Below are 17338 nucleotides of genomic sequence, written 5' to 3'. Positions count from 1 at the left end.
CTCGTCTCACCGCGGATACGCCCAGGACATTTCACGAACCCAGCCCCGCTAGCAGCGCATCCGCGCGGCGGACGTCGTGGGACATATCGGCTTCGGCAAAATGGGTTCGGGCCTCCCCGAGCCGCGCGGCCGCCTCGGCCGACCGCGCGAGCGCGATGAGCAGCTCGGCCTGATCGATCGCTGCGCGCAACTGCCAGGCATATGCCCCCTGCGCTCGGGCGAGCGTCATGGCGTCCGACAACAGCGCCTCGGGCACGCTTGCCTCGGCGCCGTTCGCCCGCGCGATCCGCGCTTTGATGCGCAGCGCTTCCGCCAACATCAGGCGCTCCTCGGTGGCGTTGCACCGTGCGATGGTTTGATCGATCAGGTCGCGCGCCTCCGGAAGGCGCTGCGCGAGCATCAGACCGTGCGACAGGGCGATCGAGAACGGAATCGTCAGCAGTTCATAGCGGATAGCCCGAAGGCGCGAGAGACTCTCCTGAAGCGCTCCGAGCGCGTCTCCGGTTCGCCCACGCTGGATCTGCAGCTCGCCGCGCAGGCCGTTTGCGGCGGCAATATAGGGCCCCATCGCGTTGACCTCGGCGCAGGTGGAAAAGATGTGGAGCGCCTGCTCCGCCTTGTCGAAATCTTCCGCCCACGAAAACACGGCCAACGACCATATCAGGGCGATGCAATGGGTGACGGGATGGTCCATCCGCGCGGCGGCCCCGGCCGTCTCCCCGGCGAGCTGCACCGCTTCGCCGGGATGTCCGGTCAGCCATAAGGTACGCGCGAGTGCGATTGCCGAACGGTTCCGGTGGTCGAAGCCGTAGCGGATGGTGCGGCCCCGGCGGGATGGCGGACTGTTGGCCAACGACAATTCCAGATCCTGTTTGGCACGGATCTGGTCGCCGGCCAGGTGATGGGAAATCCCCGACAGGGAATAGGCCACGCCAAGCGCTTCGGGTTCGTCGATCGTCTTGGCGATCTCGACCGCGCGCTCTGCGTACGCAAAGGCTGTCGAATATTCGGCGATCCGCTCGTGGAAGATGTGGAGCAGGCCCAGGATCCGCAGCTGGTTCCAATGATCCTCCAGCGCGGTGGCGACGTCGAGCGCGCGAACGAGCGCGTCTCCGGCCGCCTGGCTGTTGCCTCGGGTGAACATCAGGGAGATGCCAAGCGCCGCCTGAAGCTCCAGCTCGATCGCGCTGCCGCGCTGCGCTTCCTGGATTTCGCCCAGCGCACGGGCGCACCATGTGCGGCATTCGACCAGGGACGACAGGTTCAGGAAAATGCCGGCGGCCGCCGCCGCCAATCTCACGCCTATCCGCAGATCGCCCTGTTCGCCGAAGCTCCAGTCGAGCGCGCTTCGGATATTGCCAAGTTGCTGGCGGATGGCGCGCGCGTCGTGAAAGGCGTCCTCGTCCTGCGCAACCGCCGCCTCCAATTCGGCGAGGAAAAATCCGGCATGCCGTTTGGCGACCGCAGTCAGCGCCGCGCTCTCGCGAGAGACCAGCTTCTCACGCGCATAGGCACGCGTCATTTCCAACAGCCGGTAGGTCGCCGTACCACGCGAGCGATCCGGTACCACGAACGACTTCGATGTGAGCTCGTCCAGCCCCGCTGCCACCTCATCGGCATTCATGTGACCGTCTGCGACGACCTCCAGCGCGGCGTCGACGGAAAAGGGCCCCACGAAAACCGACAAGCGTTGCAGCACGATCCTTTCGCCATCCGAAAGCAGATCGTAGCTCCAGTCGAGCATCGACTGGAGCGTTTGCTGACGCGGCGATGCCGTCCGGCGGCCGGACCAGCCAAGGCTGAAACGCGCGCCCAACATGCGCGCGGTGGCGACGAGCCCGTGCGTGGCGACGCGCACCGCGGCGAGTTCGATGGCAAGGGCCATGCCGTCCAGACGTCGGCACATGTCGGCGATCAGCCTTGCCGCCTTCAGGTCGATCCGGAGCGAGCTGTCGCCGGTGATGGCGCGCTCGCAGAACAGCTGCACCGCAGGATAAGCCAGCAGCTCTTCAAGACTATGTCCCTCGACCGCGTCGGGATAGTCCATCGCTTCCAGGTGATGCACATGCTCGTCGCGGATCCGCAGCGCCTCGCGCGACGTCGCGAGGATGTGCAGGTTCGGCGCCGCCTCGATCATCCGTTCGACGAATCGCGAAACGGCGTCGACGAGGTGCTCGCAATTATCGAGCAGGATGAGCTGCCGGCGATCGCGGATATGGCCGAGGATCGCGGCGGCGGGATCGTCGCTCTGCACGGCAATGCCCATCGCGCCCGCCACCATCTGCGGTACCAAAGCAGGATCTTCCAGCATGGCGAGGTCGACGAAGGTCACAGGATTGTCGAATTGCGCGGCAAGCCGATGCGCGATCTCGATGGCCAAAGTGGTTTTGCCGACGCCAGCCGATCCGACGATCGTGAACAGCGATGTATCGGTAATCCGGCCGATCAGAAGATCGATATCCTTGTCGCGTCCGATGAGGCGCGGCAGCCGCGCCGGCAGATTCGACGATCCGGCTGGTCGCGGTGCACGGTCATCATCGATCGCGACCGGTTCCGCCAGCATGGGTGTTCCAGCGGGATGCGCGCGATCGACCGGCGCGACAAAGGCATAGCCAACCCCGACCTGCGTCGCGATGTAGCGGGCGCCGTCTTGGCCCTCCCCGAGCAGCTTGCGCAGCCCGGCCATATGGAAGCGCAGGCTGCCATCTTCGACCACAACGTCGGACCAGACGCGCTTCAGCAGCTCCCGCTTCGACAATACGCGACCCGGTTGCTCGATCAGGGCGACGAGAAGGTCGAACGATCGACCGCCTATGTCGACAGGCTGATTGTCTTTCGTCAGCAGGCGCTCACCGGGAAACAGGTCGAACGGCCCGAACCGTATTCGCTCTCCACGATGAAAGTCTGTCCCGTCCGCCATGTCCCGCCATTCCCCGGAAAAGGCCAACCGCGCGGCCGTGCGCGAAGGCTTTCCCAAACATATCCGGCCTCGATCGGCCCGGATATCGGGTCATAGCGATTCTGGAACGTGCGTTCCAGCTCATTCCACGTGGATTTCCGTCCGGGACGATCAGCCGAAGGTGAAGACATAAGCGCGCACGCCGGGGCGCGCGAATTCGATCTTGAGCGTGCGGTGCGCCACCTCGCCGGTTTGGCGGACCAGTTGATACAATCGGTCGGCCTTGACCGTGCCCCAGCCGGCGGCGTCGACGTCGACGCCGTGATTTGGGCCGGGCGCTGCGCCGTCGATCGTCACGCGGAACCGTATCGGCTGTCCATCGCGCGCGCCGCCGAGCACGATATGCGCGTCCCGCGCATGGAAACGGTAGCGGATGGCGCCGCCAGCACTGTCCAGCGTTGCGAATTCGCGACCGACCGTCCAGCGTCCCGTCAGGTCCCAGCGATTGAGCGGGATGCTGGCAGCGGCGTCGTAGCGGTGGGTGGCATCGTTGACCAACCCGCCGGGGGAAAGGAAACCTTCCGCCTTGGCATAGCCGATATAGGCTTCCGGCGACCGGAGCTGGCCCCAATCGGCCTGGGCTTCGATGCCTGTGGCCGGCACGGGTGTGGGACGGATGCCGGTCACGTCATGCCCGACTTCGGTCAGCAGTTTGCGGAGGAATTGCTCGGCCTCGTCATAATGGCCTTCGCCGATCCGATAGCCGCGGACCTGCCCCTTTGCATCGATGAAGTAGAATCCCGGCCAGCCTTCGTTGCCGAATCTGTTCCAGATCGCATAGTTATTGTCCTGGACGTTGGCGTACCGGACGCCGAGCGTGCCCATCGCCAAGCGGACCTTGGCCGCATCCCGCTCGAATCCGAATTCGGGCGCGTGGACGCCGACGACGACCAGACCCTTGGCGCCGTAACGCGCATCCCACGCCCTTAAATAGGGAAGGGCGCGCAGCGAATTGATGCACGAATAGGTCCAGAAATTGACCAGGACGACCTTGCCGCGCAGCGCCTGGGGGCCGCCGGCGACGGGCGTGAGCCAGGTCGGAACATTACCAAGCACGTCCAAAGGCCGGTCGGTGGCGCCCGCTGGGGGCGCCGCAATCGCTGGCTCGTCCTGAAGCGGATTGGCGGCTGCCAGGCCAAGCGCATCGCCGAAGCAGAACGCCGTGGTCGCACCGCCGGCGAGAAGGGCGGCGGCGATAAAACCGATGGAACGCGTTTTATTCATGGCCTGAACTCACATTGGCGTCGGACCCGTGGTCCGGACAACAATCATGTAAGCGCGGGCGCACGCGGCCGGTGTTAGCCGTCGCGTCAGGCGCGTTAGCTGTTGATAGGGCGGCGCCTCAAAGCGTCCCTTTACATCCTGGCACGCGGGGGCCTGAGCACATCCATTGCGAGCGCTAACGCCCCATCATGCAACCTAACGCGCATCGGTCGAGCGGCGCTCTAAGCTCCCAGAACACGACGCAGGTCGGTTGAGGGAGACGACAGATGTTTGGAGACTTTACGGCCTCGCGCCGCCAGTTCGTGGCCGGTGCTACCCTGGCTGGAGCCGCCGGTGCCTTGCCGTCGCTGGTCAGCGCCCAGGTGGGCGGAACGGCGGTTCGTCCCTTCAGGATCGCGATTCCCGACCGTGACATCCTCGCGATGAAGCGGCGTATCCTGGAGACGCGCTGGGCCGACACGCAGCCGGCGACCGACGATAGTCAGGGTGTGCGTCGTGACGTCCTTGAGCGCCTGACGCGCTACTGGGCGACGGATTATGACTGGCGCAAGATCGAGGCACGGCTGAACGCCCTGCCGATGTTCATGACCGAGATCGACGGTCTCGACATCCATTTCATTCACGTGCGGTCCCGCCACGAAAAGGCGATGCCGATGATTCTGACGCACGGCTGGCCCGGCTCGGTCCTCGAATTCCTCAAGGTGATCGAACCATTGACCAACCCGACCGCGCACGGCGGCAAGGCAGAGGATGCATTCCATGTCGTGATCCCATCCATCCCGGGTTTCGGCTTCTCCGCCAAGCCGACGAAAGTGGGTTGGGGATCCGACCATATCGGCCGGGCCTGGGCGACGCTCATGCAGCGGCTCGGCTATCGCCATTATGTGTCCCAGGGCGGCGATTGCGGTTCCGTGATTTCGCAGCGGATGGCGTTGCAGCACGTACCGGGCTTGCTGGCCGTGCATCTCAATATGCCCGCCGTGGTTCCCGCCGACATTGCCAGGATTCTGGCGGCCGGCGACCCCGCGCCAACGACGCTGACCGCCACGGAACGCGGCGCTTTCGATCAGCTCGTCGCTTTCTACCGCGACAATTCCGCCTACGCCGCGGAGATGAACACCCGGCCGCAGACGATCGGCTACGCGCTGGTCGATTCCCCTGTCGGAATGGCCGCCTGGATGTATGAGAAGGTGGCGCAATGGACCTATAGCGGCGGCGATCCCGAACGGGTTTTGACGCGCGATGAGATACTCGACGACTTCTCGCTATACTGGCTCACCGCGACCGGCGCTTCCGCGGCCCGGATTTACTGGGAAGACCATACCAATAATTTCAATGCGAAGGGGATCATCGACATCCCGGTCGCGGTCAGCGTCTTCCCGGGGGAGATCTTCCGCGCGCCCAGGAGCTGGGCGGAGCGCTGCTACACCAAGCTCTTCTACTTCAACGAAGCGAGCAACGGCGGCCATTTCGCCGCGTGGGAACAGCCCAGGATTTTCACCGACGAAGTGCGCGCCGCTTTCCGCGCGCTGCGCTGACCGATCCATCACCCTCAAGGAGAAGATCCATGTCTGAAGCCACGAAGACACTTTACACCGCGCAGGTTCACGTCACGGGCGGGCGTGAAGGCAATGCCCGCAGCAGTGACGGTCGCCTCGACATCAAGCTTTCCACCCCCGGCGGCCCCGGACAGGGCACCAACCCGGAACAATTGCTCGCCGCCGGTTGGTCCGCCTGCTTCGAGGGCGCGATCGGCATCGCCGCCAAGGCGAAGGGTGTGATGCTCCCACCCGATCTTGCGATCGACGCTCAGGTGGAGCTGCGCCACGGCGATGACGGCTATTCGCTTGCCGCCCGGTTGGCGGTCAGCGTCCCGGGGATCGATCCAGAGCTTGCCCGCCAGCTCATCGAAACCGCCCACCGGACCTGCCCTTATTCGAAGGCGATCAAGGGCAATATCGATGCCGTGGTCACGCTCGCCTGACGCCCCCGCGATAAAGGAACCTGGTATGAAAATACGCATCGCGGGCGCGCTGATGGCGGCGTCGGCAATCCTGACACCGACGGTCGCGGCGCCGACGACCAAGCCCACCATCGTCCTGGTCCATGGGGCATTCGCGGATTCCTCGAGTTGGAACGGCGTGATCGGAATCCTGGAAAAGGATGGCTACCCGGTGATCGCCGCACCGAACCCGCTCAGGGGCGTGCGGGCCGACGCCGATGCGGTTGCCGACGTCGTGCGGAACGTCCGGGGGCCGGTGGTCCTCGTCGGCCATTCCTACGGCGGATCCGTGATCAGTGAGGCGGGTGAGGGCGCTGCCAATGTGAAGGCGCTGGTGTTCGTGGCGGCCTTCGCGCCGGACACGGGCGAAAGCGCGAAAGACCTGACGGGCAAGTTTCCGGGAAGCACATTGGGCCCGGCGCTCGCGCCGCCGGTCAAGCTTTCCGGTGGTGGTACCGACCTCTATATCCTGCAGGCCCGCTTCCGCGATCAGTTCGCGGCCGATGTACCGGCCGCCGCGGCGCGGTTGATGGCCGTCGGGCAGCGCCCGATTGCGGACGCCGCGCTCGGCGAGGCGTCGACGGCTCCTGCCTGGAAGCACGTCCCGTCGTGGTTCATTTACGGCGATGCGGACAAGAACATACCGCCCGCCGCGAACGCGTTCATGGCGAAGCGGGCGCAATCGCGGCAGACCGTCGTGGTGAAGGGCGCGTCGCATGTCCTGATGGTGTCAAACGCCCCGGCCGTAGCCCGCATGATCGAACGAGCGGCTACCGCTCCATAAAGTGCGTCGCCGGCGTCTCCGTCCCCCGCGCCGGCACGCATTCCCAGGGTCGGTCCGTCCCCCCGCGCCGACCCTGGGTCCCTTATCCTTCCGATGACAGGCACCCTGTCGACGCGCCACGGCCTGCGATGGTCGGCGCGATCGATGCCGACAGTGTCGCAAGCGACGAAAGACGAGCCAATGCGTAACACCCCTCCCGTGCCAGTTCAGTCGGCGCTGGACACGATCGGCAACACACCGGTCGTCCGTCTTAACAAGGTTGTTCCGGCTGGCTCCGCGGCGGTGTTCCTGAAGCTGGAATATTTCAATCCTACCGGGTCGTACAAAGACCGCATGGCCCATTCCATGGTGTCGGAAGCGGAGCGGCGGGGGGCGCTGAAGCCAGGAATGACCGTCGTCGAAGCCAGCGGCGGCAGCACCGGATCGTCCCTCGCCTTCGTTTGCGCGATCAAAGGCTACCGATTCCACGTCGTCACATCCGACGCGTTCGCCCGTGAAAAACGCAAGGCGATGGCGGCGTTCGGCGCCACGGTGGAGATCATCCCGAGCGAAAACGGAAAGATCAGTGCGGGCCTGATCCCCGCGATGACGCGGCGTGCGGCGGAAATCGGGTTGGCGCAGGATTGCTTTCCGTCCGATCAATTCAGAAACCGGGACGCGCTCATCGGATATGAGGCGATCGGCCACGAACTTCTGGTGCAATTTCCCGGCGGGATCGACGCATTCTGCGGGGCTGTCGGCGTTGCCGGCATGGTCATGGGCGTCGCTAAAGTCCTCAAGGCGGCCGACCGGAACACCCAGGTCATCGTGCTGGAGCCAGCGTCGTCGCCGGCGATCTCGCAGGGCCATGCGGGGCCTCACAGCGTCGAGGGGATCGGCGTGGGCTTCGTACCGCCCTTCCTGGACGCGTCCCTTTACGACGATGTGTGGGCGATCCCCGAGGATATCGCGCGCGCCATGTGTCGCCGCCTCGCCGCAGAGGAAGGCCTGCTGGTCGGCACATCGACGGGATTGAATGTGGCGGCCGCCCTCGACTTGGCACGCACGATCGGCCCCGGCGGCACGGTCGTCACCGTCGCCTGCGACACCGGCCTGAAATATATGAATGGATCGCTATTCGACATATAGTCGGATCGCGACGTTCAACGGTCGTGCCTCGAGACGGGCGTCCGCGACGCGGCAATTACCGCGAATAAGCGGTGAAGACGAAATCGTCTCCTTGCGGAAGCTTGGCGTGGCAGGCGAAGCATGTCCGGACGAGCTGCTCGTCCCGATTGGGTTTGCCATCTTCGAACTGGCCGTAACCCCAACCGCCGCTCGCGGCATAGCGCTTCGCATTCTTGACGCTCACCTGCACGTTGGTGGGAGGGCCGGCGACGAAGGATTGCGGCGCCGGAAACACTGCGTCATTCCGCGGAGACGATTCATAGCGCCACGCCAGCCGGACAATAATCGCTCCGTCCGGAAAAGGCCGCTTGCCGGCCCTGAAGGCTTTTACCGCGATGGCGTTGCCGAGGATGGCGCGGATGTCGTTATTCTTGCCCGCTTCGTGTGCGACACTGATCACCGTCCAGTCCCGATAGCCCGTTGGGAGGGTGACGTCATAGACAGGCGAACCCTGGCCGGACGCGCTGCGCGCCGATCCCATTGCGGATATCCCGAAGACCAGCGATGACAGCGCCAAAGCGGCTGCAGCTATTCGCGTCATACGGATATCTCCGATTGGTCGATCCGCTCCACGAACTACCTCAGCCGGCCCGACCGGCGACGTCGAGGATGGCATTGGCGAAGGCCAGCGGTGCCTCCTGCGGCAGGTTATGCCCGATTCCGCCCGTTACGGCGCGGTGTTCGTAGGGGCCTGCAAATTTCGCGCGATATTTCGCCGGATCGGGATGGGGCGCACCATTGGCGTCGCCCTCCAGCGTGATGGCGGGGATCAATACCGGGGGGGCTGTCGCAAGCTTTGCTTCGACCGCGTCATATTGCTCTTCGCCCTGCGCAAGGCCGAGCCGCCAGCGATAATTGTGGATGACGATCTCGACATGGTCCGGATTGGCAAAGGAGGCTGCCGATCGTGCATAGGTCGCGTCGTCGAACGTCCATTGCGGCGATGCCAGTTCCCAGATCTGGCGATTGAACGCTGCCGTATTTGCCGCGTAACCCGCCTTGCCCCGCTCGGTCGCGAAATAGAATTGATACCACCATTGCAGTTCCTGCTTCGGCGGAAGCGGTGCCGCATTGCCGGCCTGGCTGCCGATCAGATAGCCGCTTACCGACACGAGCGCCTTGCACCGTTGCGGCCACAGCACCGCCATGATGTCCGCGGTCCGCGCGCCCCAGTCGAACCCGGCAACGATCGCCTTCTGGATCCGCAGCGCATCCAGGAGCGCTAGCCCATCATGCGCGAGCGCCGCCTGTTGCGCGTTGCGGGGTATGGACGCCGCCTGGAACAATGTTGTCCCGTGACCACGCAAATGCGGGATGATGACGCGATACCCTTTGGCGGCGAGCAGCGGCGCCACTTCGGCAAAGGCATGTATGTCATAGGGCCAACCGTGCAGAAGCAGCACGGCAGGGCCGTTGCTGGGGCCCATGTCGACATAGCCGATGTTGAGCACGCCCGCTTTGATCTGCTTGATCGATCGGAACGCCGCAGGGACCCGGCCGGGCGATGCACCAGCACCGCGCGCCGCCTGGGCGGGCGCGGCGGTGCTGCCCAGGAACGCGGCGGCAACCGCGGCGGCGCCGTACACGAAATCCCGACGATCCGGTGCGACAAGACTCCGGGTGACTTTCGACATGAGGTTCGTCCCTTCAACCAGCTTGCAATGCCAGATGGTAATCCTGTCAGCCTGCCGCCGCTCGTTAACCGCTATGAGCTTGTGTGAGGGAATCTCCGGGATGGCCAGCTAGGAGAAACTAACAGCCGCTAACTGGCGTCGCTTGCCCCGACCGTGACTATGGAGCGATCTGCGAGAGTGAACTGAGATGCGCCGAGTCAGTGAAGCAATGGAAAAGCAGGTGCGCGATTTTGAGAATGCCTGGAATGCGGGCGATCTCGACACCGTCATCATGTTCAACACGATCGACTGTCACTGGCGCAATCGCGTGACCTTCCTGTGGGGGCGCGATCAGATCCGAACCTTCCTCGAAGCGCAGCGACGCCGCGAGCTTGAATCGCGGCTGATCATCGAAGCATGGGCCGAGGGCCCAAGGCGCCTCTGCACGCGGCTGTGCGGCGAGTTCCGCACCGATAGCGGCACTTGGTTCAGAACCTATGGAAACGACAATGTCGAGTTTGACGATTCAGGCCTTGCCCGCCTCCGCCTCACCGCCGCGAACGAACAGCCGATCGAGGAGCATCGCCGCATTTTGCGCTGGCCGGGCAGCGCGCGACCTGCCGACTATCCCTCGCTGACCGATCTCGGCTTCTGATCGCGGCGCGTTTCCTGTTTCGCTGGGACGGACGGTTCCATCACGCCTGCGCCTCGGCGTGGGCGATGAAGCGGGTTCCACGAGTTTCCGTCAGGAGCAGCGTGATGACCAGGACCAGCAGATAGGCGGCGATGACGGAAAAGCCGATCGCTTGGCTATATCCGAACTGGGCGATGCTGCCGCCGACAGCCAAGGGCACGGCGCCGGCGATCCCGCGCCCGACATTGTAGCAGAAGCCCAGACCCGAGCCGCGTAGGTTGGTCGGATAGAGTTCCGCAAGCAACGGGCCGACCGCGCTGTAGATACCGAGCGCAAACAGGCCGAGGGGCGCGGTAAGCGCCAGCAGCGCAAGGTTCGAAAGCGGCAGGAATGTCGCGAAAAGGATGATGGCGATGCCGCCGCTGGCGAAACAGCCTATCGTCGTGCGACGGCCTGCACGGTCGCTCAGCCATGCCCCGCTTATGTAGCCCAGGAACGATCCCGCGATGAGGACCGCCATATGCAGACTGGTCGCACCTGGGCTTAGTCCACGTTCCAGCCTGAGCATGGTCGGCCACCACGTCGCGATGGCCCAATATCCACCATGCATCCCGATCGCCAGCAGGCATCCCTTGATCGTGCTGGCACACAGGTCCGGCGAAAATATACCGTGCCAGGCATGATGCGCGCCTCTGGCGGTGAAGGCGGCCGGCTCGGGTAGTTTCCAGCGTACGAAGACGAGCGCCGCGGCGGGCACGAGGCTCAGGAAGAAACTGGCACGCCATCCGATGTCGGGCGGCAGAAGGGCGATCGCGGTGGCGGTCGTGCCGGCGGCAAGCGCCCATCCGACGTCCCACGCGCTCATGACCGTCCCGACCACGCGCCCTCGGCTTGCGGGGGCTGCGATCTCGCTCATCAGAACGATCCCCACCGCCCATTCCGCGCCAAAACCAAGTCCTTGCACCACGCGGGCGAACAGCAGCTGCTCGTAATTTTGGGCCAGGCCGCACAGCGCGGTCGAGACCGCCAGCCAGAGGATCGAGAAGCGCAACACCCTGGCGCGTCCCAGTCGATCGGACAGTGCGCCGGCGAGCCAGCCGCCCGCCGATCCTGCAACGAGTGCGGCCGTTGCCAACAGGCCCGCGCCTGACGGCGTAAGCGTCCATAATGTCAGCAGACCGGGGAGCAGGAATGCGTAGATCTGGATGTTCATCGAATCGAGACTGAACCCGACGTAACAGCTCCAGAATGTCTTTCGCCCGGTGGCGTCGAGCTCGCCATACCAGCGCGCGGCCATCCCTATTCGCCGACCATCGCGGGAAGTGTGATGTGCGCGCGTCCGCCCTGTGCACCAAGGCGCACCCGTCGCGCGATCGCGATGGCATCCAGGAACGCTTCGTCATGGCTGACGATCAACAGCGCGCCGTCATAGGCCTGAAGGGCGGCCTCGACGGCATGGATGGAGTCGAGATCGAGGTGATTGGTCGGTTCGTCGAGGATGAGAAGCTCCGGCGGACGTGGCCCGCCCAGCTTGCATGCGAGCCCCGCACGAAGCGTCTGGCCACCGCTCAGACTGCCAACGCGCTGCAGCGCCGCGTCCGCCCGAAACAGGAAGCCCGCGAGGATGGAGCGACAGGCATTTTCATCGGCGCCCGGATTGAGCCGTCGGAAATTGTCGAGGATCGACGCCGCCGGATCCAGGAAGGTCATATGTTGATCGATCATCGTCGCATTCGCCGTGGCGCGAACCTGCCCGGCCAGCGGCGCGAGCAGACCTGCAACGAGTTTCAGCAACGTGCTCTTGCCGGCGCCGTTGGGGCCGACGATCGCCACGCGCTGCGGACCGACGATGGTCAGATCCAGCCCGTCGAACAACGGTGCGGCGGGATCGTATCCACCGGCGACGCCGCGCAGGTCGAGCAAGGTTCGACCGGCAGGCACGTGGGTGGAGGGCAGGACGATCGAGAGCTGCTGCAGCACTTCGATCCTGGCGCGGGCGGTGTCGACGGCGTCCGCCGCCTGGTCGGCCAGGCGGTCGTTCAGCCGACGCCCACTGCCCGCGCTCGCCTCCGCGGCATTCTTGCGCGCCCCGATAAGGATGCGCGGCATGTCGCCGCGCGCCGCCTTGCGCGACCCCGCGGCATCGCGCTTCGTCTGGCGCTCGGCGGCGATCCGGGACTTGCGCGCGATGTCCGCCTGCTGCTTGCGCGCATGGTTGAGATCGCGCTCCGCTGCGTCGAGTTCGACCGCCTTGCGCGCCCGATAGGCGGTCCAGTTGCCGCCATAGCGGGACGCGCCGATCGACGTCATTTCGACGATCGCGTCTACCCGTTCGAGCAATTCGCGGTCGTGGCTGATCACGACGAGCCCCGACGTCCAGCTTTCGACAAGACGCATGACCGCGCCTCGTCCGTCGCGATCCAGATTGTTGGTTGGTTCGTCGAGCAGCAGAAAGTCGGGCGCGGCAAAGATCGCCGCGGCAAGACTGGCGCGGGTCCGTTGACCGCCAGACAGCATTGCCAAAAGCGTGGTGCTGTCGGCGTCCAGTTCGACCCGTGCGAGCGCTTCCCGAATGCGTTCGTCGATCGTCCAATCGGCTTCGGCCAGTTCGTCGATGCTGGCGTCGCCGGTTTCGGCACGTCGCAGGATCCGGAGCGCGTCGGTTGCGTTGAACAGGTCTGCAATCGTCGCGGTCTCCTCCGAGCGCAGCTCCTGCCGCATCAAACGGATCGTGCCGTCGATCACCAGCGTACCCGACGAGGGCGTATGGTCGCCGGACAGCAGGTGGAGAAGGCTCGTCTTGCCGACCCCATTGCGACCGACCAGCCCGACGCGCTCCTTGGTAAGGTGCAGGTCGACATTCTGCAGCACCCGCCGTCCGTCGGGCGTCGACCAGCTCAATCCGGACGCGGTGATCGATGGCATAGGATAGGGATCGACTTCATTGAAAACGGCACCACGCCGTCATGTCGTGCGATTAACGATCTTGAACGAGCGTTCCAATAGTTTAAATGGTGCGCCATGCCACGTCCCAAGGAATTCGATGTCGACGCTGCGATCGATGCCGCGGTCGAGGTGTTCCGGGAACGCGGATTCGAAGGCGCGTCTGCGCAGATGCTTGTCACCGCCATGGGGATCGGACGCCAGAGCCTGTACGACACGTTCGGCGACAAATGGGGCGTCTATCTGGCGGCGTTGCGACGCTATTGCCGCGGGGAATGCAAGGCGCACCGCGACGTACTGATGCGCCATCCGCGCGCGATCGACGGCATCCGCGCCATGCTCGATCGCGTCGTTAATGAGGTCAGCATCGGGTGCCTGGGTCTGGGGTCGATGGTGGAATTCGGCCGGGTGGCACCGGAAGTCGTCGATATCCGCGCGGAGTCAGGCGCCTATCTGATGAATGCGATGCTGGAGACGTTGGAAAAGGCGAGGGCGCAGGGCGACATCAATCCCGATCTCGATCTGGAGCAGCTGGCGACGTTTTTCATCACGACGACCGCCAATATCCGACTGGCGGCGCGGGCGGAAACCACGCCTGCACATCTTGCCGCGATGGCCGATCTCGCGATGCGCGTCGTCCGCTGACCTTTTTTTAGCCAGTTCTGGAACGATCGTTCAAAGTAAGGAAATCGCCATGAAGGTTATCGAGATGATTGCTACCGGGGGTAGCGAGGTGCTGCGTCTAGCGGAGCGCCCGGATCCGATACCCGGACCGGGCGAGGTGCTGGTGGACATCGCCGCCGCCGGCGTGAACTTCATGGATATCGGTACGCGGCAGAGCCAGCTGGGTCACGCGATAGCACTTCCGAGAATACTCGGCGTCGAGGGTGCAGGCCGGGTCGCCGCGCTCGGCGACGGCGTCGAGGACGTGGCGGTGGGACAGCGCGTGGCGTGGGTCTTCGGATGGGGCAGCTATGCCGAGAAGATCGTCCTTCCGGCGACCTCGCTCGTCCCCGTTCCGGACGGCATCGATGATCGGACGGCCGCGTCGCTGATGATGCAGGGGCTGACCGCGAGCCACTTCGCGACCGATTTCTATCCCGTCCAGCCGGGTGATGTGGCGCTTGTCCACGCGGCTGCCGGCGGGCTGGGCCAGATCCTCACGCAGATCATCACGCTGCGCGGCGGCACCGTGATCGGCCGGGTCTCCAGCGACGCCAAGGTCGCGGCGGCCAGGGACGCCGGGGCCGACCATGTCATCGTCGACGCGGGCAGCGATTTTGCGGACGAAGCGATCCGTTTGACCGGCGGAAAGGGCGTCGACGTGGTCTATGATGGCTCCGGGCCGAAGACCTTCGCGGCGTCGCTCGCCGCATTGCGTCGATCGGGCACATTCTGCTGGTATGGACCGGTGCTGGGCGGTCCCGGGCCGATCGACATCATGAGCCTGCCCAAGTCCATCAAGCTGGGCTATGCGGTGTTCTTCGATCACATCCACACACCGCAGCTGTTGCGCGCGGCCGCGGCGCAGCTGTTCGATTGGGTGCTTGCGGGCAAGCTGCGCGTCGCACCGCCAACCGAATATGCGCTGGCCGATGCAGCCCGCGCGCACGAGGCGATCGAAAGTCGCGCAACGACCGGAAAGCTGCTCCTTATCCCCGGATAGGGCAGCGACACGGATGCCGCCCCGCTTGGCGGGCTTACGAGGGGGCCAGCTTGCGCCCGAGAAAGTCTCGGATCAGGGCTGCGATCTCCTCGTGGTGGGTTTCCAGCGCGAAATGCCCGGTGTCGAGGAGGTGCACTTCAGCCTCCGGCAGATCCGTCTTGTAGGCGGTCGCACCGGCGGGGACGAACGCGGGGTCATGCTTGCCCCACGCGGCCAGCAATGGCGGCCGCGCCGCGCGGAAATAGCTTTGGAAGGCGGGGTATAACGCCACGTTGCTGCGATAATCGAGGATCAGATCAAGCTGGATCTCCTCCGCGCCCGGCCGGGCCATATAGGCGATATCCAGCTCGTAACCGTCGGGCGACAAAAGTTCGGGATCGACGCCTGTCCCATATTGCCACTGCCTGATCGTGTCGGGGGAGAGGGACTCGCGGCAGGCCTCGCGTGTCTCGGCGCTCGGATTGCGCCAATAGGCCTGCCATGCCCCCCAGCCGTCGCTGAACCCTTCCAGATAGGCGTTGCCGTTCTGCGAGATGATGGCCGATACCCGCTCGGGATGGCGCATGGCCAGCCGCAGACCGACAGGCGCGCCATAGTCGAAGATGTAGAGCGCATAGCGGGTAAGCGCGAGCGCTTCGACAAAGCCGTCGATCACGTCGGCCAAGGCGTCGAAGCTATAGGTGAATGCCTCGCGCGGCACGATGGAGGTCTGTCCAAATCCGGGCAGATCGGGGGCGATCACCCGATATCGATCCGCCAGCAGCGGGATCAGATCGCGGAACATATGGCTCGCGGACGGAAAGCCGTGCAGCAGCAGGAGGACGGGCGCGTCCGCGGCCCCCGCCTCGCGATAAAAGACATCGAACTGGCCAACCTTCTGCCGTCGGTAGCTTACAGCAGTCACAGCATGCTCCTCCTGACGTTCGCGAACAGACCTTCCAACCCAAACGGACAAGGTCCGATCCAACGCGTCCCGATGTCGTCATGCCGCACGCCGAATCGGACGACCGCCTTGTGGCGATCCCATGCTCCGATCGACGGCGCCCTCCTCTGCGGGATACAGCCCTGCCAGTTGGCGAACCCACGTGATTGAGAGGATCACATCAAAGCGCGGACGATAGGCCGGTTGAACGCTGCCACGCCTGGATTATCCAGCATGTTGATTCTGTTAGATAATCCAGGCCGGCTGGGCAGTGGCGGAGACGGAGAGATTCGAACTCTCGGTACGGTCTCCCGTACGACGCTTTAGCAAAGCGTTGGTTTCAGCCACTCACCCACGTCTCCGGATCCTGGCAGGTCGCGCCTATAGCGGGACGTTTCGCGCCAATCAACGCTCGCATCACGTTCATTGCAGGGAAAGCGCCGGGACCGCTATCATGGGCTCGGAATTGAAGGGGACGATATGATCGGCAGAACCACAAGCATGATCCTGGCGATGGCGCTGGCGGCATCGACGGCGGTCGCGCAGGTCCGGACGGTCGACCCCAACAATGCCGGCACGATGGCCGCCCCGGCGCCGGTCAGCCCGGCGGCCGATCCGCCCCCTCCGCCGATGGAAGACGAAACCACGCCCCCCGCCGAATCGCCGCGGCCCGACGATCAGCGGCCGATTTCGGATCAGCAGCCCATGGCGCCGGCCGATGGCCAGCCCATGCCGCCACCGCCGTCGCGTGCGGAACATTCGGCGCGCGACGCGTCGGGTGGCGGCACCTATGAGCAGGGGGATGTGCTGGGCGCGGCCGAGGGCGTGTTCGGCAAGGGCGCGGCGGGGCTGGCCGGCCTCATTGAGAAGATCTTCAAGGATCAGGGGCGCCCCAATGCCTATATCGCCGGCAACGAAGCCGGCGGCGCGATCGCGGTGGGTGTCCGCTACGGCTCGGGAACGCTGTTCCACAAGATTGAGGGGCAGCGCCCGGTCTTCTGGACCGGGCCGTCGATCGGCTTCGATCTGGGGGCGAATGCCGCCAAGACGTTCGTGCTCGTCTATAATCTAGACGATACGCAGGAACTCTATCACCGTTTCCCGGCGGCCGAAGGCAATGTCTATGTGGTGGGCGGGTTCACCGCCTCCTATCTGCGCCGCGGCCACATCGTGGTCGTGCCGATCCGGCTGGGCGTCGGCGTCCGCCTTGGCGCCAATGTCGGCTATATGCGGTTTCGCGAGAAAGGGAGCTGGCTCCCCTTCTAAAGCGCGGTCCTTCTAGAGCGTGATGACTTCGGTAGGGCCCGTTCGTCTCGAGTTGCGATCGAGCCCTTCGACTGCCTGCGAGGCAGGCGCTCAGGACAGGCTTGTCGAGAGCGCGTATCGAGAGATACCCACCAATGCCTCGATACGCGCCCTCGATA

At 64.8% G+C, this 17338-nt stretch carries 15 protein-coding genes and 1 tRNA gene; 8 read left to right on the top strand and 8 right to left on the bottom strand.

The features are described 5' to 3' along the window. Nucleotides 1-31 precede the first annotated feature (31 nt). Together ACSBM8_RS17840 and ACSBM8_RS17835 are read right to left on the bottom strand one after the other, a co-directional pair. Nucleotides 32-2920: an ATP-binding protein gene (locus tag ACSBM8_RS17840; protein ID WP_442679332.1), complete on the bottom strand. Its 2889-nt coding sequence runs from the start codon at nt 2918-2920 to the stop codon at nt 32-34. A 150-nt stretch (nt 2921-3070) separates the two neighbouring features. Further along, nucleotides 3071-4183, bottom strand: a complete 1113-nt coding sequence (locus ACSBM8_RS17835) for a redoxin family protein (protein ID WP_442679331.1) — start codon at nt 4181-4183, stop codon at nt 3071-3073. 266 nt (nt 4184-4449) lie between these two features. Between ACSBM8_RS17835 and ACSBM8_RS17830 the strand changes: the two genes are divergently transcribed. The 4 genes from ACSBM8_RS17830 to ACSBM8_RS17815 all read left to right on the top strand — a co-directional run bounded on the left by ACSBM8_RS17830 (nt 4450) and on the right by ACSBM8_RS17815 (nt 8097). Further along, nucleotides 4450-5721 carry an epoxide hydrolase family protein gene (locus ACSBM8_RS17830; RefSeq protein WP_442679330.1) on the top strand — a complete coding sequence of 424 codons (1272 nt, stop codon included), beginning with the start codon at nt 4450-4452 and terminating at the stop codon, nt 5719-5721. A 29-nt stretch (nt 5722-5750) separates the two neighbouring features. After that, nucleotides 5751-6167: an organic hydroperoxide resistance protein gene (locus ACSBM8_RS17825; protein WP_442679329.1), complete on the top strand. Its 417-nt coding sequence runs from the start codon at nt 5751-5753 to the stop codon at nt 6165-6167. A gap of 25 nt (nt 6168-6192) precedes the next feature. Next, nucleotides 6193-6969, top strand: coding sequence for an alpha/beta fold hydrolase (locus ACSBM8_RS17820; protein ID WP_442679328.1), 777 nt, complete (start codon nt 6193-6195; stop codon nt 6967-6969). A 180-nt stretch (nt 6970-7149) separates the two neighbouring features. Next, the gene (locus tag ACSBM8_RS17815; protein ID WP_442679327.1) at nt 7150-8097 is read left to right on the top strand and encodes a PLP-dependent cysteine synthase family protein; all 948 of its coding nucleotides are present in this window, start codon (nt 7150-7152) and stop codon (nt 8095-8097) included. Nucleotides 8098-8152: 55 nt separating this feature from the next. Here ACSBM8_RS17815 and ACSBM8_RS17810 read toward each other — a convergent pair whose 3' ends face one another. Together ACSBM8_RS17810 and ACSBM8_RS17805 are read right to left on the bottom strand one after the other, a co-directional pair. Then, a complete protein-coding gene (locus tag ACSBM8_RS17810) occupies nt 8153-8677 on the bottom strand; it encodes a cytochrome P460 family protein (protein WP_442679326.1) in 525 nt (174 codons plus the stop codon). Nucleotides 8678-8717: 40 nt separating this feature from the next. Next, entirely contained in the window at nt 8718-9770 is a 1053-nt protein-coding gene (locus ACSBM8_RS17805; protein WP_442679325.1) for an alpha/beta fold hydrolase, read from the bottom strand. Nucleotides 9771-9990: 220 nt separating this feature from the next. Between ACSBM8_RS17805 and ACSBM8_RS17800 the strand changes: the two genes are divergently transcribed. Beyond that, on the top strand, nt 9991-10404 hold the full coding sequence (locus tag ACSBM8_RS17800; RefSeq protein ID WP_442679324.1) for a DUF1348 family protein: 414 nt from the start codon (nt 9991-9993) through the stop codon (nt 10402-10404). Nucleotides 10405-10444: 40 nt separating this feature from the next. On the opposite strand, the gene ACSBM8_RS17795 is transcribed toward ACSBM8_RS17800, so the two are convergent. Next, on the bottom strand, nt 10445-11680 hold the full coding sequence (locus ACSBM8_RS17795) for an MFS transporter (protein ID WP_442679323.1): 1236 nt from the start codon (nt 11678-11680) through the stop codon (nt 10445-10447). Nucleotides 11681-11682: 2 nt separating this feature from the next. Beyond that, nucleotides 11683-13308, bottom strand: coding sequence for an ABC-F family ATP-binding cassette domain-containing protein (locus ACSBM8_RS17790; protein WP_442679322.1), 1626 nt, complete (start codon nt 13306-13308; stop codon nt 11683-11685). A 96-nt stretch (nt 13309-13404) separates the two neighbouring features. Here ACSBM8_RS17790 and ACSBM8_RS17785 point away from each other — a divergent pair, with 96 nt between their 5' ends. After that, a complete protein-coding gene (locus tag ACSBM8_RS17785) occupies nt 13405-13971 on the top strand; it encodes a TetR/AcrR family transcriptional regulator (RefSeq protein ID WP_442679321.1) in 567 nt (188 codons plus the stop codon). Nucleotides 13972-14020: 49 nt separating this feature from the next. Further along, complete coding sequence (locus ACSBM8_RS17780) at nt 14021-14992, top strand: quinone oxidoreductase family protein (protein ID WP_442679320.1); 972 nt, start codon at nt 14021-14023, stop codon at nt 14990-14992. A gap of 34 nt (nt 14993-15026) precedes the next feature. On the opposite strand, the gene ACSBM8_RS17775 is transcribed toward ACSBM8_RS17780, so the two are convergent. Further along, a complete protein-coding gene (locus tag ACSBM8_RS17775) occupies nt 15027-15896 on the bottom strand; it encodes an alpha/beta fold hydrolase (protein ID WP_442679319.1) in 870 nt (289 codons plus the stop codon). 290 nt (nt 15897-16186) lie between these two features. Further along, nucleotides 16187-16276 (bottom strand) — tRNA-Ser (locus tag ACSBM8_RS17770). 118 nt (nt 16277-16394) lie between these two features. Between ACSBM8_RS17770 and ACSBM8_RS17765 the strand changes: the two genes are divergently transcribed. Continuing rightward, nucleotides 16395-17180 (top strand): DUF1134 domain-containing protein, encoded by a 786-nt coding sequence (locus ACSBM8_RS17765; protein WP_442679318.1) that lies wholly within the window; start codon nt 16395-16397, stop codon nt 17178-17180. Nucleotides 17181-17338 lie beyond the last annotated feature (158 nt).

Origin of the sequence: Sphingomonas sp. ASY06-1R (assembly GCF_052180265.1) — a bacterium.
Taxonomy (GTDB): Bacteria; Pseudomonadota; Alphaproteobacteria; order Sphingomonadales; family Sphingomonadaceae; genus Sphingomonas_I.
Note: the sequence above shows the minus strand (reverse complement) of the source record. Positions and strands in the feature narration are given on the sequence as shown.